This window comes from Streptomyces sp. NPDC059002 (assembly GCF_042740435.1).
GTDB lineage: Bacteria > Actinomycetota > Actinomycetes > Streptomycetales > Streptomycetaceae > Streptomyces.
The window spans coordinates 17794-40752 of record NZ_JBHYJI010000055.1; the positions used below are offsets into that span (position 1 = coordinate 17794).

The window sequence follows — 22959 nt, forward strand, 5'->3', positions numbered from 1 at the left end:
ACCGGACGGATGACACCCGACGACCTTGGGAAATCGTGCAGTTGACAGTCCGGAATCGTCACGCAGCGCGATGAAATCGACTGCTTGGCACACCCAGCGGAACGTATCTGCGCACGCAGGATCCCATAGTCTTCGCACACTGCGACACTTCAGTCACGCTACGCTCACAAGGATTCCGACGCGGACAGGCGAACCAGACGGACAACCTCATTCACTTCACGCAAGCTCCCCACCGCACCGAACCGAGCGGCGCCGACGAATCCGGCGACTCGCGCGACCGCGACCTCACCGACCGACGCAACCTCAACAGTTCACGGCAGAACGGCTCAAGGCGACGAATGCCCCAGCACACCTCAGGGTCCGACCGGGCAGCGGTTCCCCCCGCTGCCCGTAGCGGGGAGCGGGAGCGGCCCCCCGCTCCCTCGTCGCTGGACGAGTTGTGGCGGTCGTACAAGGAGACCGGGGACGGGCGGCTGCGGGAGCAGCTGATCCTGCACTACTCGCCGCTGGTGAAGTACGTCGCGGGACGGGTGAGCGTGGGGCTGCCGCCCAATGTGGAGCAGGCCGACTTCGTCTCGTCGGGGGTGTTCGGGCTCATCGACGCCATCGAGAAGTTCGACATCGAGCGGTCCATCAAGTTCGAGACCTATGCGATCACCCGCATTCGCGGGGCGATGATCGACGAACTGCGGGCGCTCGACTGGATCCCGCGTTCCGTGCGGCAGAAGGCACGCAATGTCGAGCGGGCCTACGCCACCCTGGAGGCCCAGCTCCGCAGGACGCCTTCGGAGAGCGAGGTCGCCTCGGAGATGGGGATCGCGCTGGAGGAACTGCACGCCGTTTTCAGCCAGTTGTCGCTCGCCAACGTGGTGGCGCTGGAGGAGCTGCTGCACGTCGGCGGCGACGGCGGCGACCGGCTGAGCCTCATGGACACCCTTGAGGACCACGCGGCCGACAACCCCGTGGAGGTCGCGGAGGACCGGGAGCTGCGCAGGCTCCTCGCGCGGGCGATCAACACGCTGCCGGAGCGGGAGAAGACCGTCGTGACGCTCTACTACTACGAGGGGCTCACGCTCGCCGAGATCGGTCATGTGCTGGGTGTGACCGAGAGCCGGGTGAGCCAGATCCACACCAAGTCGGTGCTGCAATTGCGGGCGAAGCTGGCGAGTTTTGGGCGCTGAGTGCGCTGAATCGTCCCTGCCCAGCGGGGTGTGAGCGGGGAGTCACTCCCGCGCGGGGCGTCCCGTCCGTAAAGTGGAGCTGTGCCAAGGATTCGAGCGGCCTCTGTGGCCGAGCACCGGTCGATGCAGCGCGGCGCCCTGCTGGACGCTGCGCGATCCCTGCTGTCCGAAGGCGGTACGGAGGCGTTGACCTTCCCCGCCCTCGCCGAGCGCACCGGGCTCGCCCGGTCGTCCGTGTACGAGTACTTCCGGTCACGGGCCGCCGTGGTGGAAGAGCTGTGCGAGGTCGACTTTCCCGTCTGGGCCGCGGAGGTTTCCGCGGCGATGGAGGGAGCGGAATCGGCAGAGGGCAAGGTCGAGGCGTATGTGCGTCGGCAGCTGGCGCTGGTCGGGGACCGGCGTCACCGTGCGGTTGTGGCCATCTCCGCGAGTGAACTCGACGCCGGTGCCCGCGAGAAGATCCGGGCCGCGCACGGCGGGCTCATCGCGATGATCGTCGAGGCGCTCGAGGCCCTGGGGCACGAGCAGCCCCGGCTCGCGGCGATGCTGCTGCAGGGCGTCGTGGACGCGGCCGTGCGGCGGATCGAGCTCGGTGCCGCGGAGGATCCGTCGGCCATCACCGAGGCGGCCGTCGCCATGGCCCTGCGGGGCGTGCGGGGCTGAGACCCCGCTCATCGGCCGCGCGGCGTCAGCGGCAGCAGTCGTGAGGGCCCCCGGCGCAGCAGCCACGGGGGCAGCAGGGTCAGCGGGTTGAGGTAGGTCCCGGCTCTGCGCAGGCCCCAGTGCAGGCAGCTGTCGGGGCAGTGGCCCGTCGGGGATTCCAGGACGCCCACCGGGTCGCCCGCGTCCACCTCGGCGCCCTTCTTCAGCGTGGCCCGCACCGGTTCGTACGTCGTACGCAGGGGCGGATCCCCGGCGCCGTCCAGCTCCACCGAGATCACGCCGCGGCCCGCCACGCGTCCGGCGAAGGAGATCCGGCCCGGGGCGACCGCCCGTACCGGGGTGCCCTCGGGGGCGGCGAGGTCCACGCCGCGGTGGCCCGCCGCGTACGGCGTTGCAGGCGGGTCCCAGCCTCGTACGACCGGAGGGTGGGTGCCCACCGGCCAGGTCGTGGCCGTCGGTGTCGTGTCCGGCGGTGGGGCAGGGGGCGGGGGCAGGAAGGTCGCGAGCAGGGCCGCCAGCGTCGGCAGCAGCAGTTCCGGGCGCGGGGGAGACATGGGAGAACCGTCCCGTGCCGGGCGGCGCCGTGGGGATCTTGGTCGGGATCTGTGGGTTACCGGCCGGTTGTGGACAGTCCCGTCACCCGGACGGGGACGGCGCCGCCCCCCGGCGCACGCCCGGACACCCGGCGCACGCCCGGTCGCGGATACCCGAGGAACGGGGCTCGGACGCTCCTGGGCAGCGGCGTCACCCGGTACCTCGCGGGTCCCGTACACTTCTTGTGGCGATCCGGGTCACCGGGTCGACTTCGCACGCCCCAACATCAGGCCATGAAACAGCCGGTGTCAGCGCCCCTCGGTCCCTAGTGGCAAGGCGCAACGCGGGCGTCAGGCGCGAGTGCCGTCCGGCACACGCGGCACAACCGAGAAACTCAAGGAGAACGGCCATGGCCGTCGTCACGATGCGGGAGCTGCTGGAAAGCGGCGTCCACTTCGGTCACCAGACCCGTCGCTGGAACCCGAAGATGAAGCGCTTCATCTTCACCGAGCGCAACGGCATCTACATCATCGACCTGCTCCAGTCGCTGTCGTACATCGACCGCGCCTACGAGTTCGTCAAGGAGACCGTCGCCCACGGCGGCACGGTCATGTTCGTCGGCACGAAGAAGCAGGCGCAGGAGGCGATCGCCGAGCAGGCGACCCGCGTCGGCATGCCCTACGTCAACCAGCGCTGGCTGGGCGGCATGCTCACCAACTTCTCGACCGTCTACAAGCGTCTGCAGCGCCTCAAGGAGCTCGAGCAGATCGACTTCGAGGACGTCGCCGCGTCGGGCCTCACCAAGAAGGAGCTTCTCGTGCTCTCGCGCGAGAAGGCCAAGCTGGAGAAGACCCTCGGTGGTATCCGCGAGATGCAGAAGGTGCCCAGCGCCGTCTGGATCGTGGACACCAAGAAGGAGCACATCGCGGTCGGCGAGGCCCGGAAGCTCAACATCCCGGTCGTCGCCATCCTCGACACCAACTGCGACCCCGACGAGGTCGACTACAAGATCCCGGGCAACGACGACGCGATCCGCTCCGTCACCCTGCTCACCCGCGTGATCGCCGACGCCGTCGCCGAGGGCCTCATCGCCCGTTCCGGCGTTGCCGCCGGTGACTCGAAGCCGGGCGAGAAGGCCCAGGGCGAGCCGCTGGCCGAGTGGGAGCGCGACCTGCTCGAGGGCGAGAAGAAGGCCGACGAGGCCCCCAAGGCTGACGAGGCCGCCGAGGCCCCCAAGGCCGAGGACAAGCCGGCCGAGGCCGCTGCCGAGGCGCCCGCCGCCGAGGCTCCGGCCGCCGAGGCCCCGGCCGCGGACGCCGAGCAGGCCTGACCCTCACAGGTTCGGTAGTTGACGGCGGGGGCCCGATCGGCCCCCGCCGTTCACCCGTAGACCTTCGTAGATCTTTCAGACTTCGAGAGAGAATTTTCGATCATGGCGAACTACACCGCCGCCGACGTCAAGAAGCTCCGTGAGCTCACGGGCGCCGGCATGATGGACTGCAAGAAGGCGCTCGACGAGGCCGAGGGTGATGTCGACAAGGCCGTGGAGGCCCTGCGCATCAAGGGCCAGAAGGGCGTCGCCAAGCGCGAGGGCCGCTCCGCCGAGAACGGCGCCGTGGTCTCCCTCATCGCCGACGACAACACCTCCGGTGTCATCGTCGAGCTGAAGTGCGAGACGGACTTCGTCGCCAAGGGTGAGAAGTTCCAGGCCGTGGCGAACAACCTCGCCGCCCACGTCGCCAAGACCTCCCCGGCCGACCTCGAGGCGCTGCTCGCGTCCGAGATCGAGGCCGGCAAGACCGTCCAGGCGTACGTCGACGAGGCCAACGCCAACCTCGGCGAGAAGATCGTCCTCGACCGCTTCGCGCAGTTCTCCGGCGCCTACGTCGCCGCGTACATGCACCGCACGATGCCCGACCTGCCCCCGCAGATCGGTGTCCTCGTCGAGCTGGACAAGGCCGACGCCGACCTCGCCAAGGGTGTCGCGCAGCACATCGCCGCCTTCGCGCCGAAGTACCTCTCCAAGGAGGACGTGCCGGCCGAGGTCGTCGAGTCCGAGCGCCGCGTCGCCGAGGAGACCACCCGCGCCGAGGGCAAGCCCGAGGCCGCGCTGCCGAAGATCGTCGAGGGTCGCGTCAACGGCTTCTTCAAGGAGGCCACCCTCCTCGGCCAGCCGTACGCGCTGGACAACAAGAAGTCGGTCGAGAAGGTTCTCGCCGAGGCCGGTGTCACCCTGAAGCGCTTCTCGCGCATCAAGGTCGGCATCTGAGTCCGTACCGCGATCGACGGTAGACCCCGCTAGGGTCGACAGCGGTCGCCCGCGCACGGCACCTCGTGCGTGACGTACGACCGCAGGATCTGACGAGGAGGCCATTGCCGAGCATGGGATGCGAACAACACCCCGCCGGCAGTGGCCTTCTTCGTATGTGTGCCAAGTAAGAGATAGCGAGAACCACATGACCACCAAGGCCGACTCTAAGAGTGACGACGGCAAAGTTGCCGGGCGTTTCCTCCTGAAGCTCTCCGGCGAGGCGTTCGCCGGTGGGGGCGGCCTCGGTGTCGACCCCGACGTGGTGCACGCCATCGCGCGTGAGATCGCCGCCGTCGTCCGCGACGGCGCCCAGATCGCCGTCGTCATCGGCGGCGGCAACTTCTTCCGCGGTGCCGAGCTCCAGCAGCGCGGCATGGACCGGGCCCGTTCCGACTACATGGGCATGCTCGGCACGGTCATGAACTGCCTCGCCCTGCAGGACTTCCTGGAGAAGGAAGGCATCGACTGCCGCGTCCAGACCGCCATCACCATGGGGCAGGTCGCGGAGCCGTACATCCCGCTGCGCGCCGTGCGTCACCTGGAGAAGGGCCGTGTGGTCATCTTCGGTGCGGGCATGGGCATGCCGTACTTCTCCACCGACACCACCGCAGCGCAGCGAGCCCTGGAGATCGACGCCGAGGCGCTGCTCATGGGCAAGAACGGCGTGGACGGCGTCTATGACTCCGACCCGAAGACCAACCCCGACGCGGTGAAGTTCGACGCGCTCGGCTACGGCGAGGTCATCACCCGCGACCTCAAGGTCGCCGACATGACCGCGATCACGCTGTGCCGGGACAACAAACTGCCCATCCTCGTCTTCGAGCTGCTCTCCGAAGGCAATATCGCCCGTGCCGTCAAGGGTGAGAAGATCGGCACACTCGTGGGCGACCAGGGAAACCGGGCCTGACCCCAGGGACCTGGGCCAGTCTCAAGGGACGTGCGCGAGACGCCCCTTGAGGGGATGGACAAAGCCCTGCCGGTCGGACACCGTGCAGGAAAGAGACGCGACGCAGCCGGCCGCCCCCGTGCAATGCCGGGCCTACTCAAGACACGCAGGAGCAAGTGGTGATCGAAGAGACCCTCCTCGAGGCCGAGGAGAAGATGGAGAAGGCCGTCGTGGTCGCCAAGGAGGACTTCGCCGCGATCCGCACCGGCCGTGCGCACCCGGCGATGTTCAACAAGATCGTGGCTGACTACTACGGCGCGCTGACGCCGATCAACCAGCTGGCCTCGTTCTCGGTGCCGGAGCCGCGGATGGCCGTGGTGACCCCGTTCGACAAGAGCGCGCTGCGCAACATCGAGCAGGCGATCCGCGACTCCGACCTCGGCGTCAACCCGAGCAACGACGGCAACATCATCCGTGTGACGTTCCCCGAGCTCACCGAAGAGCGCCGCCGCGAGTACATCAAGGTCGCCAAGGCCAAGGCCGAGGACTCGAAGGTGTCGATCCGCTCGATCCGCCGCAAGGCCAAGGACGCCCTCGACAAGCTCGTCAAGGACAAGGAGTCCGGCGAGGACGAGGTGCGCCGCGCCGAGAAGGAGCTCGACGACACCACCGCGAAGTACGTCGCACAGGTGGACGAGCTGCTCAAGCACAAGGAAGCCGAGCTGCTCGAGGTCTGACCGAGGTCTGATCGAGGCTGATCGAAGTCTGAGGAATCAGGAAAGCGATCCGTGAACGACTCTTCCTGGGGGGCGCCGCCCAGAGCCGGGTATTGGGGGCCGCCCGACCAGGGGCCTGCTCAGGGGGCGACCCCCGCAGGTCCCGCGTACGATGCGCAGGACGCGCTGTTTCCGTCTGAGACGCAGCCCATGCCCATCGTGCCCGAGGTACCCGTGAGCGGCGGAGACCAGGACGACGACCGGGGGGCCACTCGGATGGGCGGCCCCCTGTTCCGTGACGAGCCTCCGCAGGAGCCCATGCCCAGCGCACCACAGCCCGCCCCGGCAGCACCGCAGAAGAAGAGCGCGGGCCGCGACCTCGGGGCGGCCATAGGAGTCGGTGTGGCACTCGGCGCGGTGATCATCGCGTCGCTGTTCATCGTGAAGGCCGTCTTCGTCGGCGTCATAGCGGTCGCCGTCGTAGTCGGTCTTTGGGAGCTCACCTCCCGGCTCGAGGAGCGCAAGGGCATCAAGGCTCCGCTGGTGCCGCTCGCGGTCGGCGGCGCGGCGATGGTCGTCGCCGGCTATGTCCGCGGCGCCGAGGGCGCCTGGGTGGCGATGGCGCTCACCGCGCTCGCCGTCCTGGTGTGGCGCATGACCGAGCCGCCCGAGGGCTATCTGAAGGACGTCACGGCGGGGGTCTTCGCGGCCTTCTACGTCCCGTTCCTCGCGACCTTCGTGGCGCTGATGCTCACCGCGGACGACGGTGCGCAGCGGGTGCTCACGTTCCTGCTCCTGACCGTGGTCAGCGACACCGGGGCGTATGCGATCGGCTGGCGCTTCGGCAAGCACAAGCTGGCCCCGCGCATCAGCCCCGGCAAGACCCGCGAGGGCCTGGTCGGCGCGGTCACCTTCGCGATGGCCGCGGGTGCACTGTGCATGCAGTTCATGATCGACGACGGGACCTGGTGGCAGGGCCTGCTGCTCGGCCTCGCGGTCGCAGCCAGCGCCACGCTCGGTGACCTCGGCGAGTCGATGATCAAGCGGGACCTCGGGATCAAGGACATGGGCACGCTGCTGCCGGGCCACGGCGGGATCATGGACCGGCTCGACTCCCTGCTGCCGACCGCTCCGGTGGTCTGGCTGCTGCTCGTGGTCTTCGTCGGCTCCGGCTGAGCCGGGTCCGTCCCGCGGATCTTGTACGGGCCCCCTTCCTGCACCGGGAGGGGGCCCGTTGTCGTAGAGTCCCGGCCATGGGGCGGGCACGAGTGGAGAAGGACGGCACCTACCACGGGGATCTGCCGTGCAAGTGGTGCGAGACGCTGATAGGGCAGGGCGGGCGGCGCAGGCCGCGCCTGTACTGCCGGACGTCGCACCGCTGGAAGACCTACGGATCCCGGGTGGCCGTGGTGATCGGCGGGGTCTTCGGCTGAGGCCCGGGATCTTGACCTGAGACGGGGGTCGACGGGGGCCGGCCGGGCGGCATTTTCGGCCGCGAGAGGCATGGGCGTGCATCTGCGACACTAGTAGAGCCATGCCTAAGCCCGGAGAACTCACTTTCGTCGCCCCCCGCGGAGCCAAGAAGCCGCCGCGGCACCTCGCCGACCTCACGCCCGCAGAGCGCAAGGAGGCGGTTGCCGCCATCGGCGAGAAGCCGTTTCGCGCCAAGCAGCTGTCGCAGCACTACTTCGCGCGGTACGCGCACGACCCGGCGGAGTGGACCGACATCCCCGCCGGTGCGCGCGAGAAGCTCCGGGAGGCGCTGCTGCCGGATCTGATGTCCGTGGTGCGGCACATCAGCTGTGACGACGACACCACCCGCAAGACGCTCTGGCGGCTCTTCGACGGGACGCTCGTGGAGTCGGTGCTCATGCGGTACCCGGACCGGGTGACCATGTGCATCAGCTCCCAGGCGGGCTGTGGCATGAACTGTCCGTTCTGTGCCACGGGACAGGCCGGGCTCGACCGGAACCTGTCGACCGGTGAGATCGTGCACCAGATCGTGGACGGCATGCGGGCGCTCCGCGACGGCGAGATCCCGGGCGGCCCCGCGCGGCTTTCCAACATCGTCTTCATGGGCATGGGCGAGCCGCTCGCCAACTACAAGCGGGTCGTCGGCGCCATCCGTGCGCTGACCGACCCGGAGCCGGACGGTCTCGGGCTCTCGCAGCGCGGGATCACGGTGTCGACGGTGGGGCTCGTGCCCGCCATCCACCGGTTCTCGGACGAGGGCTTCAAGTGCCGCCTCGCGATCTCGCTGCACGCGCCGGACGACGAGCTGCGCGACACCCTCGTACCGGTCAATACGCGGTGGCAGGTGCGGGAGGTGCTCGACGCGGGGTGGGAGTACGCCGCGAAGTCGGGGCGTCGCCTCTCCATCGAGTACGCGCTGATCCGGGACATCAACGACCAGGCGTGGCGTGGTGACCGGCTCGGGCGGCTACTCAAGGGCAAGCCGGTGCACGTCAATCTCATTCCGCTGAACCCGACGCCGGGCTCGAAGTGGACGGCGTCGCGGCCCGAGGACGAGAAGGCGTTCGTGGAGGCCATCGCCGCCCATGGGGTGCCGGTGACCATCCGGGACACCCGTGGCCAGGAGATCGACGGAGCGTGCGGCCAGCTCGCCGCGTCCGAGCGGTAGGCCGAGGGGTAGTCTGGCGGGCGTACGTCCTCGTACACACATCTGCATATTCCGACAGGGGAGCGCCACAGCGCTGAGAGTGCGGCACCTTGGACAGGTGGGCCGCAGACCCTCTGAACCTCGCCCAGGTCATTCTGGGTAGGAAGTTCGGTCATTACTCAAGCTGTTGCGCCCTGCACGCGGATCGCTCGGTCCGCGCGCAGGGCCGCGTCTTCTCCTGGTCACCCAGGAGGAAGTTCCAGTGAGCACCACCAAGAAGGTCACGTTCACCGCCGTCGCGGTGGGCATCGGGCTCGTCGCGGTCTCCGCGTGCGGCAGCTCCGACAGCGGGTCGGGGAAGACCGACTCCAAGAACGTCACGCTCGTCAGCCACGACTCCTTCAACGTCTCCAAGGACGTACTGAAGGACTTCGAGAAGCGCTCCGGATACAAGGTCAACGTCCTCAAGGACGGTGACGCGGGCGCCGCGGTGAACAAGGCGATCCTGTCCAAGGACAACCCGCAGGGCGATGTCTTCTTCGGCGTCGACAACACCCTGCTCTCGCGCGCGCTCGACAACGGGCTCTTCCAGTCGTACGAGGCCAAGGGCTCGGACAAGATCAAGCCCGAGTTCCGGGTCGACCAGGACAAGCACCGGGTCACGCCCGTCGACAGCGGTGACATCTGCGTCAACTACGACAAGAAGTACTTCGCCGACAAGAAGCTGGCGCCGCCGAAGTCCTTCGACGACCTGGTCAAGCCCGCGTACAAGGACCTGCTCGTCACCGAGAACGCCTCGACCTCGTCGCCCGGGCTCGGCTTCCTGCTCGGCACCGCCGCCAAGTACGGCGACGACGGCTGGCAGGACTACTGGAAGAAGCTCAAGGCCAACGGCGTCAAGGTCGTCGACGGCTGGGAGCAGGCCTACAACGAGGAGTTCTCCGGGTCCTCCGGCGGCAAGAAGGCCAAGGGCGACCGGCCGCTCGTCGTGTCGTACGCCTCGTCCCCGCCCGTCGAGGTCCTCTACGCCAAGCCGCAGCCCAAGCAGGCGCCGACCGGCGTCGCGACCGGCACCTGCTTCCGGCAGGTCGAGTACGCGGGCCTGCTCAGCAACGCCAAGAACGAGAAGGGCGGCAAGGCGCTCCTCGACTTCCTCGCGGGCAAGGAGTTCCAGGAGGACATGCCGCTGAACATGTTCGTGAACCCGGTGCGCGAGGGCACCAAGCTGCCCGAGCTGTTCACCGAGCACGGTGTGACGGTCGACAAGCCCGAGACCATGGCCCCCAAGAAGATCGCCGACAACCGTGAGCCGTGGATCAAGTCGTGGACCTCGCTCGTACTGAAGTAGCCAAGGCCCGCTCCCGCGCGGGACTGAGCAGGGGAAGCGCGGCGCGGCTCGGTCTGATGGCCGTGCCCGTCGCGTTCTTCGCGCTCTTCTTCGCCTATCCGGTCACGGCGATCGTCGCGCGCGGGCTGCACATCGACGGGGTCTGGCAGTTCGGGCGGATCGCGGACGTGCTCGGGCAGTCCGACATCCGGCACGTGCTGTGGTTCACCACCTGGCAGGCGCTCGCGTCGACCGCGCTCACGCTGTTGATCGCGCTCCCCGGCGCGTATGTCTTCGCGCGCTTCGACTTCCCGGGCAAGCAGGTCCTCCGGGCCGTCGTCACGGTGCCGTTCGTGCTGCCGACCGTCGTCGTCGGGACGGCCTTCCTCGCGCTGCTCGGGCGGGGCGGGCTGCTCGACGAGCTGTGGGGCGTGCGCCTGGACACCACGGTGTGGGCGATCCTGCTCGCGCACGTCTTCTTCAACTACGCGGTCGTCGTACGGACGGTGGGCGGCCTCTGGTCGCAGCTCGACCCGCGGCAGGAGGAGGCCGCGCGGATGCTCGGGGCCTCCCGGTTCCGTGCCTGGCGGACGGTGACGCTGCCCGCGCTCGGCCCTGCGGTGGCCGCGGCCGCGCTCATGGTCTTCCTCTTCACCTTCACCTCGTTCGGTGTCGTGCAGATCCTCGGAGGGCCCGCGTACTCCACGCTCGAAGTGGAGATCTACCGGCAGACCGCACAGCTGCTCGACCTGCCGACGGCCGCCGTCCTGACCCTGGTGCAGTTCGCGGCGGTGGGGCTGATCCTCGCGATCCACGCGTGGACGGTGCGGCGGCGCGAGAGCGCGCTGAAGCTGGTCGACGCCTCGACGGTGGCGCGGCGGCCGCGCGGGGCGGGGCAGTGGACGCTGCTCGGCCTGGTCATGGCGACGGTCGTCGTACTGATCCTGCTGCCGCTCGGGGTGCTGATCCAGCGCTCCTTCGGAGGCGCCGCCGGTCCCGAGGGCTTCGGATTCGCGTACTACAAGGAGCTGACCTCGGCGGAGGGCGGCGCCTTCCTGGTGCCGCCGATCGAGGCGGTCTGGAATTCGCTGCAGTACGCGGTCGTGGCCACGGCCATCGCGGTCGTCATCGGCGGGCTTGCCGCGGCCGCGCTCACCCGGCGCGCGGGACGTCTGGTCCGGGGGTTCGACGCGCTGCTCATGCTGCCGCTCGGGGTGTCCGCGGTGACCGTGGGCTTCGGGTTCCTGATCACGCTCGACAAGCCGCCGCTCGATCTGCGGTCCTCCTGGATCCTGGTGCCGCTCGCGCAGGCGCTGGTGGGCGTGCCCTTCGTCGTCCGCACCATGCTGCCCGTCCTGCGCGCGGTGGACGGACGGCTGCGCGAGGCGGCGGCCGTGCTCGGGGCGTCGCCGCTGCGGGCCTGGCGGGAGGTGGACCTGCCGATGGTGCGGCGGGCGCTGCTCATCGCCGCCGGGTTCGCGTTCGCCGTGTCGCTCGGCGAGTTCGGGGCGACCGTCTTCATCGCGCGGCCCGACAACCCGACGCTTCCGGTCGCCGTGGCGCGGCTGCTCGGGCGGGCCGGTGACCTCAACTACGGGCAGGCGATGGCCCTTTCGACGATTCTCATGGTGGTGTGCGCGGTGTCGCTGCTGCTCCTGGAACGCATCCGCACCGACCGCACCACGGGGGAGTTCTGATGACGACCGCCTTGCTGAGCCTGCGCGACGCGACGGTGCGGTTCGGGGCGCGGGCCGTGCTCGACGCCGTCGACCTCGATGTCGCCCCGCACGAGATCGTGTGCGTGCTCGGGCCGAGCGGCAGCGGCAAGTCGACGCTGCTGCGGGCGGTCGCCGGGCTGCAGGGGCTCGACGCGGGACGGGTGCTGCTCGACGGGCAGGACCAGAGCGGGGTGCCCGCGCACAAGCGGGGCGTCGGCCTGATGTTCCAGGACCATCAGCTCTTCCCGCAGCGCGATGTGGCGGGCAACGTCGCCTTCGGTCTTCGTATGCACGGTGCGTCGCGCGGTGAACAGGCCGACCGGGTCGCCGAGTTGCTGGAGCTCGTCGGGCTGCCGAAGGCGCAGCGGCGTGCGGTGGCCGCGCTGTCCGGCGGCGAACAGCAGCGGGTGGCCCTCGCGCGGGCGCTGGCTCCGCGGCCCCGGCTGCTGATGCTGGACGAGCCGCTCGGGCAGCTCGACCGCTCGCTCAGGGAGCGGCTCGTCGTCGAACTCCGGGAACTCTTCGACGAGTTGGGTACGACCGTGCTGGCCGTCACGCACGACCAGGGCGAGGCCTTCGCGCTCGCCGACCGCGTCGTCGTGATGCGGGACGGGCGGATCGCCCAGTCCGGCACGCCGCTTGAAGTGTGGCAGCACCCCGCGGACGAGTTCGTGGCGCGGTTCCTCGGTTTCGACAACATCGTCGGGGCGACCGTGTCGGGCGGCGGCGCGGACACGGTGTGGGGCAAGGTCCCGGTGCCCGACGGCACCCCGGCGGGGCGGCACAGGATCCTGGTGCGCCCGGCCGGTGTGCGGCTCGTCCCCGCCGACGAGGGGCTGCCGTGCGCGGTGACCGCGCGCACCTTCCGCGGCACGCATGTCGCCGTGCATCTGCAGCCGAAGGAAGGGCCGCGTCTGGAGGCGGCGTGCGCGCTGCGTCGGGCGCCCGCTGTGGGGGAGGCGGTCGGGGTCGTTTTCGACGCGGACGACGTGGTGGTGCTCGCCGGGGAGGCGGGGCGAAACACAGGTGCCGCCCCGGCGAAGTCGATCTAAGGTTCGATTCATGACGACACTGAGCCATGATCGGTACTGCGACGAAGTCACCCACCAGCTCGACCTGCTGAGGACCACGCTGGCCGGAGCCGACCTCTCCGTCACCGTGCCGACCTGCCCCGACTGGACGCTGGGGCAGCTCGCCCGGCACATGGGCGGGGCGGTGCGCTGGAGCGGGCACCTCGTGGCGACCCGCGCCGAGCGGAACGTCGCCGACGAGGCCGTGCCGAACGCGACGGGCCCCGAGGGCGACGACCCGGCCGCCCTCGACGACTGGCTCGCCGGGACCGCCGAGTTCGGCGCGCGCACCTTCCGCGACGCCGGTGCCGGGGCCGCGGTGTGGTCGTGGACCGAGGACCACACCGCGGGATTCTGGGCGCGGCGCATGACGCACGAACTGGCGATCCACCGTGCGGACGCCGCGATCGCCGCCGGGGTCGCGTACGAGGTCGCGCCGGAGGTGGCGGCCGACGCGATCGACGAATGGCTGGAGATCGTCCAGTTCGTGCAGCGCGTCTCTCCCGAGGACAGCGCGTCCGAGCTGAAGGGCGCGGGACGCAGCATCCATCTGCACGCCACCGACGCGCCCGCCGGCCTCGACGCCGAGTGGCTCATCGAGTTCGGCGACGACGGGTTCACCTGGCGGCGCGGGCACGCGAAGGCGACGGTCGCGCTGCGCGGGCCGCTCACCGAGGTGCTGCTCGCCTTCTACCGGCGGCGGCCGCTGGACGCCGGTGGCGTGGAGGTCCTGGGGGAGCGGGAGTTGCTCGACTTCTGGCTGGAGCGCGCGACGTTCGGCTGAGGTCAGCCCGGTGCCGAGGGCCTGACGAGCCCCAACTCGTACGCCAGGATCACCGCCTGCGCCCGGTCGCGCAGTTCCATCTTGGTGAAGAGGCGGTTGATGTGCGTCTTCACGGTGTGGTCGGTGATGGTCAGGCGGTCCCCGATCTCCGCGTTCGACAGGCCCTGCGCGATGAGGACGAGCACCTCGGCCTCGCGGGCCGTCAGGCCGTCGATGTCCCGTGCCGGGGGTACGGCGGCCCGCTGGCGCGCGAACTCGGCGACGAGGCGCTGGGTGATCTCGGGCGAGAGGAGCGCGTTGCCCGCCGCCACGACCCGTACGGCGTGCAGGAGTTCGGGGAACGTGCAGTCCTTGAGCAGGAACCCGGAGGCTCCGGCGGCCAGCGCCTCGTACACGTACTCGTCGAGCCCGAAGGTCGTCAGGATCAGCGCCCTCGTCGTGCCGCCGGACGCGGCGAGGATCTCACGGGCCGCGTCGATGCCGTTCTTGTGGGGCATGCGGATGTCGAGGAGGACCAGGTCGGGGCGGTGCTCGGCGGCGATCCTGACGGCCTCGGCGCCGTCCTCGGCCTCGGCGATCACCTCGATGTCGTCCTGGGTGTTGAGGAGGTTCACGAATCCGGTGCGGACGACGGCCTGGTCGTCGGCCACGAGGGTTCTGATCACGCGGGTCCCGTTCTGGTGCGGTGCGCTCCATGTGTGCGGCGCGTCAAAGGGTGTGGTCACCACGGCAGTTCCGCCTCCACCGTGAAGCCGCCGGTGCGGCCCGCGCCCGCGGTGAGGCTGCCGCCGACCAGGGCCGCGCGCTCGCGCATGCCGGTCAGGCCGTGGCCGCGCGACGAGCCGCCGTCCGGCGGGCCGGGTCCGTCGTTGGCCACGCGGAGCGTCAACCGGTCCTTGCGGTAGCCGAGTTCGACCACGGCGTGGGCGCCCGGCGCGTGCTTGCGGGTGTTGGTCAGGGACTCCTGCACGATGCGGTACGCCGAGAGTTCCCAGGCCGCGGCGAGCGGCACCCGGTCACCGGTGACGCGCAGTTCGGCGCTGCCGCCCACCGCCCGGTGCTGTTCGAGGAGTTCGCCGAGCCGGTCGAGGGTGGGTTGCGGGGCGGTCGCCGCGGTCTCCTGAGCGGTGCACTGGGGGGTGCGCAGGACGCCGAGGAGACGGCGCAGTTCGGCCATCGAGTCACGGGCCGTGCCCGCGATCTGCTGGAAGCCGTCGCGGGCCTGCGGGGTGAGGCCCGGTGTCGTGTACGTGGCGCTCTCCGCCTGCACGGCGATCATCGACACCGAGTGCGAGACGATGTCGTGCAGCTCGCGGGCGATCGCCGCCCGCTCCGCCGCCGCGGCATGCCGCCGCTCCATCGCGATCAACTGGGCCTGGGCGAGCGCCCGTTCGTGCCGTGTCTCCTCACGGGCGCGCACCGCGTCGCCCATGCTGACCGCGCCGAGGATCACCGCGGAGAGCCCGAACGCCTCGGCGAACAGGCCCAGCGAGCCCGCGTTGCCGAGTGCGGGCACATCGGGGAGGCGGTCGTCGCGGGCCCAGCTCAGGATGTGCCACAGGTTGGTCGCGAGCGCGCCGAGCGTGCCGCCGGCCACCAGCAGCGCCGGGTGCAGGACGCGGTGGCGGCCGAGGACGTAGCAGCCGATGAGGCCACTGATCATCACGGCGATCGACAGGGACGTGTCGGCACCGAAGCTGAGCAGCCCGGCGGCGACGGTCACCAGGGCGACCGGCGGGAAGGCCCTGCGCCACATCAGGGAGGCCGTGGAGACCAGGATCGCGGTCGCGTTGGTCACCGAGCCGGGGAACGCCATGAGTTCGGCGGCCGCCCCCGCGGTCAGGGCCGCGCCGGTGATCCACGGGTAGGCGGGGGCGGCGGCCAGGGCGCGCAGGCGCCGCCGCAGGGCGGTCGGCCGTCGCGGGGCGGCTGGTGCAAGCGGGGTGGCTGGTGCCAGTGGGGCGGCCGGGGCCCGCCGGGCGGTCGGCTCCGGCACGGTGGTCGGTTCCGGCGAGGCGGTCGGTTCCGGCGGGGTGGTCGTGCTCATGGACCCGATTCTTCCGGCCCTGCCGGGGCGGCTGCGTCGGCGTCAGGGTGGAGGCGGTCGGCGGATGTCATGCCACGGGTTGACGTGCGGGTCCGGAGCCTCGGGTGACGCCCGGTGCGCCGCCGCTTCCTAGCGTGGGGTCATGCCTCGCACCCTTGTCGTCACCAATGACTTCCCGCCCCGGCAGGGCGGCATCGAGACCTTCGTGGACCTGCTCGTACGACGCTTTCCGCCCGGCTCGGCCGTCGTGTACACCTCCGCCGAGCCCGGCGACACGGCGTACGACCGGACGTTCCCCCACCCCGTCGTACGCGACAGGGCGCGCACCCTGCTGCCCACCCGCCGCACCGGGGAGCGTGCCGTGGCCCTCGCCCGGCGGTACGGCTGCGACCGCGTCTGGTTCGGGGCCGCGGCGCCGCTCGGGCTGCTCGCCGGGCGGCTGCGGCGTGAGGCGTCGGTGCGGACGGTGGTCGCCACCACGCACGGCCACGAGGTGTGGTGGGCCCGCACCCCGGGCGCGCGGGCGCTGCTGCGGCGCATCGGGGCCGGGGCCGACTGCGTGACGTATCTCGGGGACAGCACCCGCGGGCCCGTCCGGTGGGCGATGGATCCCGGGGTGCGGTTCGAGCGCCTGGTGCCGGGGGTCGACGCCGCGGGGTTCAGGCCCGGCGTCGACGGGCGTGCGGTGCGGGAGCGGTACGGGCTCGGCGACGGCAGGCCCGTCGTCCTGTGCGCCTCCCGGCTCGTGCCGCGCAAGGGGCAGGACACCCTGATCGAGGCGCTGCCGATGGTGCGCAGGGCGGTCGCCGACGCCACGCTGCTGCTGGTCGGCGCGGGGCCCTACGAGTCCAGGCTGCGCCGGCTCGCCGAGGAGCACGGCGTCCAGGACGGCGTCGTCTTCGCGGGCGGCCACCCGCACGAGGCGATGCCGCCCTTCTACGCCGCGGCCGACGCCTTCGCCATGCCGTGCCGCACCCGCAGGCGCGGCCTGGAGGTGGAGGGGCTCGGCATCGTCTTCCTGGAGGCGGCCGCGGCGGGACTGCCCGTCGTGGCGGGCGACTCGGGCGGCGCGCCGGACACCGTGCGGGACGGCGAGACCGGTTACGTCGTCGACGGCCGCTCCCCGGCGGCCGTCGCGGACCGCCTCGTACGACTGCTGAGGGACCGTGAACTCGCCCGTTCCATGGGTGAGAAGGGGCGGGCGTGGGTGCGCGGGGAGTGGAACTGGGACCGGTCCTACGAGGCGCTCGCGGAGCTGCTGGAGGGGTGAGCGGACCGTGGGGCGTGGGCCGGAAGGAGGGCGGTGAGCGTGCCGGGTGCCTCCTCCACCGTGTCCACCAGTGCGATCCGCGACTCCATCGACCTCGCGCGCGCCAGCGCCTGCAGCAGCGGCCAGGCGGGCAGGCGCTCCGTCCAGTGCGCCCGGTCCACCAGGACCATCGGGGTGGGTTCGCCCCGCGACTCGTAGTAGTTGGGGGTGGCGTTGTCGAAGATCTCCTGGACCGTGCCCGCCGCGCCGGGCAGGAAGACGACGCCCGCGTTCGAGCGGGCGAGCAGGCCGTCCTCGCGGGTGGCGTTGGCGAAGTACTTGGCGAGGTGCGCCGCGAAGGCGTTCGGCGGCTCGTGGCCGTAGAACCAGGTGGGGATGCCCACCGAGGATCCGCCGTCCGGCCAGCGCTCGCGGACGGCGAAGGCGGCCTTCGCCCATTCGGTGACCGACGGCGTGAACGACGGCGCCTTGGCGAGGAGTTCGAGGGCCTCGTCCAGCATCTCGTCGTCGAAGGGGGCCGCGTAGGCGCCGAGGTTCGCCGCCTCCATGGCGCCGGGGCCGCCGCCCGTCGCGACGGTGAAACCGGCCCGGGCCAGCTCGCGGCCGAGCCGCGCCGCGCCCGCGTACGCGTCCGTGCCGCGGGCCATCGCATGCCCGCCCATGACGCCCACCACCCGCGCCCCGACGAGGAGTTCGTCGAGGGCGTCGGAGATGGAGTCGTCGTGGATGGCGCGCAGCATCGACGAGAAGACGTCACCGTCCGCCTTGGTCCGCTGGAACCAGGCGTACGCGTGGGCGTCCGGTGTCGCGTCGTACCCGCCGTCGGCGAGCCCCGCGAACAGGTCGTCGGGGGAGTAGAGCAGACCGCGGTAGGGATTGAACGGCAGTCCGGGGACCGGCGGGAAGACCAGCGCCCCCGCGGACCGCACCCGGTCCGCCGCCTCCTGCCCCATCGGGCAGCCGAGGAAGACGGCGCCCGTCACGTCGGCGGTGAGCAGCGCGGACGTGCGCCCCGTCAGGTCGACGGCCTGGACGCGGTACCCGGAGAGGGTGCCGCGGGCCGAGACCTCGTCGAACTCGGCGAGGGTCTCGATCTCGCGGTCCTCGCCGGGGAGTTGCGGGGCGGATGCGTGTTCGGGGTTCGGCTGCATCCGCCCATGCTAAGCAGCACCTGGCCGGGCGGGCTCGGTCAGCCCTTGACCTCGGACGGGTCCATCCACATGACCTCCCAGGTGTGGCCGTCCAGGTCGTCGTAGGCGCGGCCGTACATCGTGCCGTAGTCCTGGACCTTGCCGGCCGTGCCGCCCGCGGCGATCGCCTTGTCGACGAGCTCGTCGACCTTCTCGCGGCTCTCGGCGCTCAGACAGATCAGGGTCTCGCTGACCTTCGTCGGGTCGGCGATCTCCTTCTGCGTGAAGTTCGCGTAGTGCTCCTTGCTCAGCATCATCGCGATGATGGTGTCGCTGATGACCACGCACGCGCAGTCGTCGGACGAGAACTGCGGGTTGATCCCGTAGCCGAGCTCCGTGAAGAACTTCTTCGACGCCGCGACGTCGTTCACGGCAAGGTTCACGAAGATCATCTGCTGGTACATGAGCGTCTCTCCCGGTGGGTGCGTGTCCCGTACGTGTGTGCCTTACGGAGGGGTAGACAGCCGTTCGATCAGGAACTCATCGCCCGTCACGAACTTTTTTCCCACGCGTTTCTTCACGGCGCGAGCGGCAGCGCCGCCAGCTCCGCGACCACCCAGGTCAGCGGCCCGAACACGGCGGCGAGCGCACCCGCCCGCAGCGCCGCGGAACTCCGCAGCATCGTCGCGGGCGCCCCGAGCCGCAGCAGCGCGGCCGTCGTGTGCGAGCGGGCCTGCCTGGCCTCGATCGAGGCCGTCGCAAGCGTCAGCACCGCGCAGCCCGCGACGAGCAGCGCCCCGAGGGCGGTGAGCGGCCCGACGTCCGGGCGCGGCCCCGCATAGAGAACGACCGAGGCGTACGCCCCCGACGCCACCGCGCACACCACACCGAGCGGCCGCCCGATGCGCCGCGCCTCCTGCTGGAGGACGCGCCCGGCGAGCAGCCGCACCGCCCCGGGCCGCACGGACTGCAGGACCCGGCCGCACAGATGGGTGAGGCCGGGGCCCGCGAGCGCCAGGCCCAGTGCGGTCAGCGCCCAGCCCGCGAGCACGCCCGCCGGGCTGCCCGCGAGCCCGCCCGGCATGGGGAAGCCGGTGCCCGTTCCCGGCCCGTCTCCGGAACGGCTCGCGTACGTCTCGACGGCGAGGCCCGCGGCGAGCAGCGCGACGCCCCAGGGCAGGCCGCTCGGGGCGGCGGCCGGGGCGTCCGGTTCCGCCTCGGGCCCGGTGCCGCTCGTCGTGCCCGCCTTGGCGGTCCGCGGCCGCAGCACCAGGGCGCTCGCGGCCGACGCGATCACGGGGACCAGGGCGAGCAGGGTGAGCGCGGCGGCGAGCGGCAGCGGCTCGTCGGCGGCGAGCAGTTCGGCCGCCGCCCCGTCGAACGGCAGGCCCGACAGGTCGCCGCGCAGATGCAGGAAGAAGAGCAGCGCCAGCATCGAGCCGAGGGTGCACGCCACCGCGGTGGAGATCGCGGCGAGCACCATCAGGCGTCCCGGCCCGAGGCCCACCGCGGAGAGTCCGGCGCGCGGCCGGGTGCCCGGGTCGGTGCGGGCCACGGCGACGGCGAAGTACACCGTCGCCGCGATCGGCGCGACGCACCAGGCCAGGCGCAGGACGGCGCCCGCGCCGGGGTGTTCCATCGCGTACGCCAGGGTGCACAGGAGCAGGAAGCCGGTGCCCGCGGCCGCGGCGGCGACCAGCAGGCGGCGCAGCTGGACGAGCGGGTGGGCGCCGCGGGCTAGACGGAGAGCGAGCACGCGGCCCGGCCTTCCGCGTCGGTGGCGCCGGCCACCGGCCTCGCGAGGTCGCCGGAGCCCGGCAGGTGCACCGTGTTCACCCGCCGTCCGTCGAGCAGCGTGATGGTGCGGTCGGCGAGGGTGGCGACCTCCGCGTCGTGCGTGGCGAGGACGACGGTGATGCCGTGCGAGCGGGCCGCGGTCGTCAGGGTGCGCAGGACGTGCGCGCGGTCGGCGCGGTGCAGCGGGGCGGTGGGCTCGTCGGCGAAGAGCACGGACGGCGTGGTGACCAGGGCGCGGGCGATGGCGACGCGCTGGCGTTCGGCCTGGAGGAGGGCGTGCGGGCGCTTGCGGGCGCACATGCCGATGTCGAGGCGCTCGAGCCACTCCTGGGCGGCGGGCTTGGAGACGCGGTGCGAGGCGCCGCGCAGCATCAGCGGCAGCGCGACGTTCTCCCAGGCGGTGAGTTCGGGAACGAGCTGCGGCTCGGGGTCGATCCAGCCGAAGCGGTCGCGGCGCAGGCGTTCGCGGACGAGGGGGCCCATCGTGTGGACGGGGGTGCTGTTGAACCACACCTCGCCCTGCTGGGGCAGGAGTTGGCCCGACAGGCACTGCAGGAGGGTCGTCTTGCCGCAGCCGCGGGGGCCGTTGACGGCGAGGATCTCGCCCTCGCGGACACCGAGCGAGACGCCGGTGAGGGCGGGTGAGCCGTTGTGCTTGACGTGCAGAGCGCGTGCCCACAGCACGTCGTTGTCCGGTGGGGCAACCATCGCGTACACCTCGGTTCAGATCAGTTTGCCTCCCCCGTACGGGGGAACGAAGGCGGGGCCGATCGGTCACTGGGCACGCTAGGTATTCGGCGGGACTTGCCCGGAAACGACGCGGCCCGGGGGCGCCCGTTCTCACTCGAACGGGCGCCCCCGGGGCCGGTGTTGATTCCGCGGGTGCGGACTACAGCTTCGTCCAGGCCTCCGTGAGGACCTTGCGCAGGATGCCCTCGATCTCGTCGAAGGTGTCCTGGGTGGAGATCAGCGGCGGGGCCAGCTGGACGACCGGGTCGCCGCGGTCGTCGGCACGGCAGTACAGGCCGTTGTCGTAGAGCGCCTTGGAGAGGAAGCCGTACAGAACGCGCTCGGTCTCCTCGTCGTTGAAGGTCTCCTTGGTGTCCTTGTCCTTCACCAGCTCGATGCCGTAGAAGAAGCCGTTGCCGCGGACGTCGCCGACGATCGGCAGGTCGTGCAGCTTGCGCAGGGTCTGGAAGAACGCGTCCTCGTTGTCCAGGACGTGCTGGTTCAGGCCCTCCTTCTCGAAGATGTCGAGGTTGGCGAGGCCGACCGCTGCGGACACCGGGTGGCCGCCGAAGGTGTAGCCGTGCAGGAAGGTGTTGTCGCCCTTGTAGAACGGCTCGGCGATGCGGTCCGAGACGATGCACGCGCCGATCGGGGAGTAGCCCGAGGTCATGCCCTTGGCGCAGGTGATCATGTCCGGTACGTAGCCGAACTTGTCGCAGGCGAACATCGTGCCGAGGCGGCCGAAGGCGCAGATGACCTCGTCCGAGACGAGCAGCACGTCGTACTTGTCGCAGATCTCGCGCACGCGCTGGAAGTAGCCGGGCGGGGGCGGGAAGCAGCCGCCCGCGTTCTGCACCGGCTCCAGGAAGACGGCGGCGACCGTCTCCGGGCCCTCGAAGAGGATCTCCTGCTCGATCTGGTCGGCGGCCCAGCGGCCGAAGGCCTCGGGATCGTCGCCGTGGATCGGGGCGCGGTAGATGTTGGTGTTCGGGACCTTGTGCGCGCCGGGGACGAGCGGCTCGAACGGGGCCTTGAGGGCCGGGAGTCCGGTGATGGACAGGGCGCCCTGCGGGGTGCCGTGGTAGGCGACCGCGCGCGAGATGACCTTGTACTTCGTGTGGTTGCCGTTGAGCTTGTGGTACTGCTTCGCCAGCTTCCACGCAGTCTCGACGGCCTCGCCGCCACCGGTGGTGAAGAAGACCTTGTTGAGGTCGCCGGGCGCGTAGTCGGCGAGACGTTCCGCCAGTTCGACGGCCTTCGGGTGGGCGTAGGACCACACCGGGAAGAAGGCCAGCTCCTGCGCCTGCTTGTAGGCGGTCTCGGCGAGCTCGTGACGGCCGTGGCCCGCGTTGACGACGAACAGTCCGGAGAGACCGTCGATGTACTTCTTGCCCTTGTCGTCGAAGATGTAGGTGCCCTCGCCACGCACGATGGTGGGGACGGGCGCGTTCTCGTACGACGACATGCGGGTGAAGTGCATCCACAGGTGGTCGTAGGCGGTCTGGCTGAGGTCCTTGCTCACGGCTATCGGGTTCCCCACATATAGGTCTGCTTCTTGAGCTTCAGGTAGACGAAGCTCTCGGTGGAGCGCACGCCGGGGAGGGCGCGGATGCGCTTGTTGATGACTTCGAGCAGGTGGTCGTCGTCCTCGCAGACGATCTCCACCAGGAGGTCGTGCGAGCCCGCGGTCATCACCACGTACTCGGCCTCCGGCATGGCGGCCACGGCGTCCGCGACCGGGTCCACGTCGCCCTCGACATTGATGCCGACCATCGCCTGCCTGCGGAAGCCCACGGTGAGCGGGTCCGTGACGGCGACGATCTGCATCACGCCCTGGTCGAGCAGCTTCTGGACGCGCTGGCGCACGGCCGCTTCGGAGAGGCCCACGGCCTTGCCGATGGCGGCGTACGGGCGGCGTCCGTCCTCCTGGAGCTGTTCGATGATCGCCAGAGAGACGGCGTCCACGGGCGGGGTGCCGTTCCCACTGCCGTTCCCGCCCGGATTCCCGGTGCGGGAGCTGCGGGGGTTGCTGGGGTCTGCGCTGCGACTGGCCACGACCTCACTGTGCACGACGTCTCGTCACTTCCGCAAGGCCAGAGCGATGAAATTCGTTGTCTGGGACTTCAATCGTCACGGATTCCGCAGTTCTGGGCCGCTGGGTATGTTGAAAGCGTCG

23 protein-coding genes and 1 riboswitch are annotated in these 22959 nt (G+C 70.8%); of the genes, 14 read left to right on the plus strand and 9 right to left on the minus strand.

What is annotated here, in order from left to right; all coding sequences use genetic code 11:
* The first annotated feature begins 338 nt into the window (after positions 1–338).
* Positions 339–1181 carry an RNA polymerase sigma factor WhiG gene (whiG, locus tag ACFWZ2_RS34090; RefSeq protein WP_384552367.1) on the plus strand — a complete coding sequence of 281 codons (843 nt, stop codon included), beginning with the start codon at positions 339–341 and terminating at the stop codon, positions 1179–1181.
* A 105-nt stretch (positions 1182–1286) separates the two neighbouring features.
* Positions 1287–1844 (plus strand): TetR/AcrR family transcriptional regulator, encoded by a 558-nt coding sequence (locus tag ACFWZ2_RS34095; protein ID WP_384552453.1) that lies wholly within the window; start codon positions 1287–1289, stop codon positions 1842–1844.
* Positions 1845–1852: 8 nt separating this feature from the next.
* Here the strand turns inward: ACFWZ2_RS34095 and ACFWZ2_RS34100 are convergent, their stop codons facing one another.
* A complete protein-coding gene (locus ACFWZ2_RS34100; protein WP_384552369.1) occupies positions 1853–2398 on the minus strand; it encodes a M23 family metallopeptidase in 546 nt (181 codons plus the stop codon).
* Positions 2399–2787: 389 nt separating this feature from the next.
* Between ACFWZ2_RS34100 and rpsB the strand changes: the two genes are divergently transcribed.
* From rpsB to ACFWZ2_RS34155, 11 genes are all read left to right on the plus strand, one after another.
* On the plus strand, positions 2788–3708 hold the full coding sequence (rpsB, locus tag ACFWZ2_RS34105) for a 30S ribosomal protein S2 (protein ID WP_384552371.1): 921 nt from the start codon (positions 2788–2790) through the stop codon (positions 3706–3708).
* Positions 3709–3810: 102 nt separating this feature from the next.
* Complete coding sequence (gene tsf, locus ACFWZ2_RS34110) at positions 3811–4647, plus strand: translation elongation factor Ts (RefSeq protein WP_384552373.1); 837 nt, start codon at positions 3811–3813, stop codon at positions 4645–4647.
* Between the two features lie 187 nt (positions 4648–4834).
* Entirely contained in the window at positions 4835–5596 is a 762-nt protein-coding gene (gene pyrH / locus ACFWZ2_RS34115; RefSeq protein WP_384552375.1) for a UMP kinase, read from the plus strand.
* A gap of 158 nt (positions 5597–5754) precedes the next feature.
* Positions 5755–6312, plus strand: coding sequence for a ribosome recycling factor (gene frr, locus ACFWZ2_RS34120; protein WP_384552377.1), 558 nt, complete (start codon positions 5755–5757; stop codon positions 6310–6312).
* A gap of 51 nt (positions 6313–6363) precedes the next feature.
* Positions 6364–7467, plus strand: a complete 1104-nt coding sequence (locus ACFWZ2_RS34125; RefSeq protein ID WP_384552379.1) for a phosphatidate cytidylyltransferase — start codon at positions 6364–6366, stop codon at positions 7465–7467.
* 77 nt (positions 7468–7544) lie between these two features.
* Positions 7545–7724, plus strand: a complete 180-nt coding sequence (locus ACFWZ2_RS34130; RefSeq protein WP_384552381.1) for a hypothetical protein — start codon at positions 7545–7547, stop codon at positions 7722–7724.
* Between the two features lie 101 nt (positions 7725–7825).
* Complete coding sequence (gene rlmN, locus ACFWZ2_RS34135) at positions 7826–8932, plus strand: 23S rRNA (adenine(2503)-C(2))-methyltransferase RlmN (RefSeq protein ID WP_384552382.1); 1107 nt, start codon at positions 7826–7828, stop codon at positions 8930–8932.
* Positions 8933–8978: 46 nt separating this feature from the next.
* Positions 8979–9095: riboswitch (TPP riboswitch) on the plus strand.
* Positions 9096–9173: 78 nt separating this feature from the next.
* Complete coding sequence (locus ACFWZ2_RS34140) at positions 9174–10259, plus strand: thiamine ABC transporter substrate binding subunit (protein ID WP_384552384.1); 1086 nt, start codon at positions 9174–9176, stop codon at positions 10257–10259.
* A complete protein-coding gene (locus ACFWZ2_RS34145; RefSeq protein WP_384552386.1) occupies positions 10235–11935 on the plus strand; it encodes an ABC transporter permease in 1701 nt (566 codons plus the stop codon). The genes ACFWZ2_RS34140 and ACFWZ2_RS34145 overlap by 25 nt, the downstream gene beginning before the upstream one ends.
* Complete coding sequence (locus ACFWZ2_RS34150) at positions 11935–13008, plus strand: ABC transporter ATP-binding protein (protein WP_384552388.1); 1074 nt, start codon at positions 11935–11937, stop codon at positions 13006–13008. Before ACFWZ2_RS34145 ends, ACFWZ2_RS34150 begins: the two co-directional genes overlap by 1 nt.
* Positions 13009–13018: 10 nt before the next feature.
* Positions 13019–13810 carry a maleylpyruvate isomerase family mycothiol-dependent enzyme gene (locus ACFWZ2_RS34155; RefSeq protein ID WP_384552390.1) on the plus strand — a complete coding sequence of 264 codons (792 nt, stop codon included), beginning with the start codon at positions 13019–13021 and terminating at the stop codon, positions 13808–13810.
* A gap of 2 nt (positions 13811–13812) precedes the next feature.
* Here ACFWZ2_RS34155 and ACFWZ2_RS34160 read toward each other — a convergent pair whose 3' ends face one another.
* Entirely contained in the window at positions 13813–14475 is a 663-nt protein-coding gene (locus tag ACFWZ2_RS34160; RefSeq protein WP_384552392.1) for a response regulator, read from the minus strand.
* 56 nt (positions 14476–14531) lie between these two features.
* Positions 14532–15857 (minus strand): sensor histidine kinase, encoded by a 1326-nt coding sequence (locus ACFWZ2_RS34165; RefSeq protein WP_384552394.1) that lies wholly within the window; start codon positions 15855–15857, stop codon positions 14532–14534.
* 142 nt (positions 15858–15999) lie between these two features.
* Between ACFWZ2_RS34165 and ACFWZ2_RS34170 the strand changes: the two genes are divergently transcribed.
* Complete coding sequence (locus tag ACFWZ2_RS34170; RefSeq protein WP_384552396.1) at positions 16000–17127, plus strand: glycosyltransferase family 4 protein; 1128 nt, start codon at positions 16000–16002, stop codon at positions 17125–17127.
* On the opposite strand, the gene ACFWZ2_RS34175 is transcribed toward ACFWZ2_RS34170, so the two are convergent.
* The 6 genes from ACFWZ2_RS34175 to ACFWZ2_RS34200 all read right to left on the minus strand — a co-directional run bounded on the left by ACFWZ2_RS34175 (position 17094) and on the right by ACFWZ2_RS34200 (position 22853).
* Positions 17094–18278 (minus strand): LOG family protein, encoded by a 1185-nt coding sequence (locus ACFWZ2_RS34175; protein WP_384552398.1) that lies wholly within the window; start codon positions 18276–18278, stop codon positions 17094–17096. The two genes, ACFWZ2_RS34170 and ACFWZ2_RS34175, sit on opposite strands and share 34 nt — an antisense overlap.
* Positions 18279–18316: 38 nt before the next feature.
* Complete coding sequence (locus ACFWZ2_RS34180) at positions 18317–18721, minus strand: VOC family protein (protein WP_384552400.1); 405 nt, start codon at positions 18719–18721, stop codon at positions 18317–18319.
* A 113-nt stretch (positions 18722–18834) separates the two neighbouring features.
* Positions 18835–20013, minus strand: coding sequence for a hypothetical protein (locus ACFWZ2_RS34185; protein ID WP_384552402.1), 1179 nt, complete (start codon positions 20011–20013; stop codon positions 18835–18837).
* Positions 19995–20762 carry an ABC transporter ATP-binding protein gene (locus ACFWZ2_RS34190; RefSeq protein WP_384552404.1) on the minus strand — a complete coding sequence of 256 codons (768 nt, stop codon included), beginning with the start codon at positions 20760–20762 and terminating at the stop codon, positions 19995–19997. The genes ACFWZ2_RS34185 and ACFWZ2_RS34190 overlap by 19 nt, the downstream gene beginning before the upstream one ends.
* Before the next feature lie 181 nt (positions 20763–20943).
* Positions 20944–22323 (minus strand): aspartate aminotransferase family protein, encoded by a 1380-nt coding sequence (locus tag ACFWZ2_RS34195; RefSeq protein ID WP_384552406.1) that lies wholly within the window; start codon positions 22321–22323, stop codon positions 20944–20946.
* Complete coding sequence (locus ACFWZ2_RS34200; RefSeq protein ID WP_384552408.1) at positions 22308–22853, minus strand: Lrp/AsnC family transcriptional regulator; 546 nt, start codon at positions 22851–22853, stop codon at positions 22308–22310. The genes ACFWZ2_RS34195 and ACFWZ2_RS34200 overlap by 16 nt, the downstream gene beginning before the upstream one ends.
* Positions 22854–22959 lie beyond the last annotated feature (106 nt).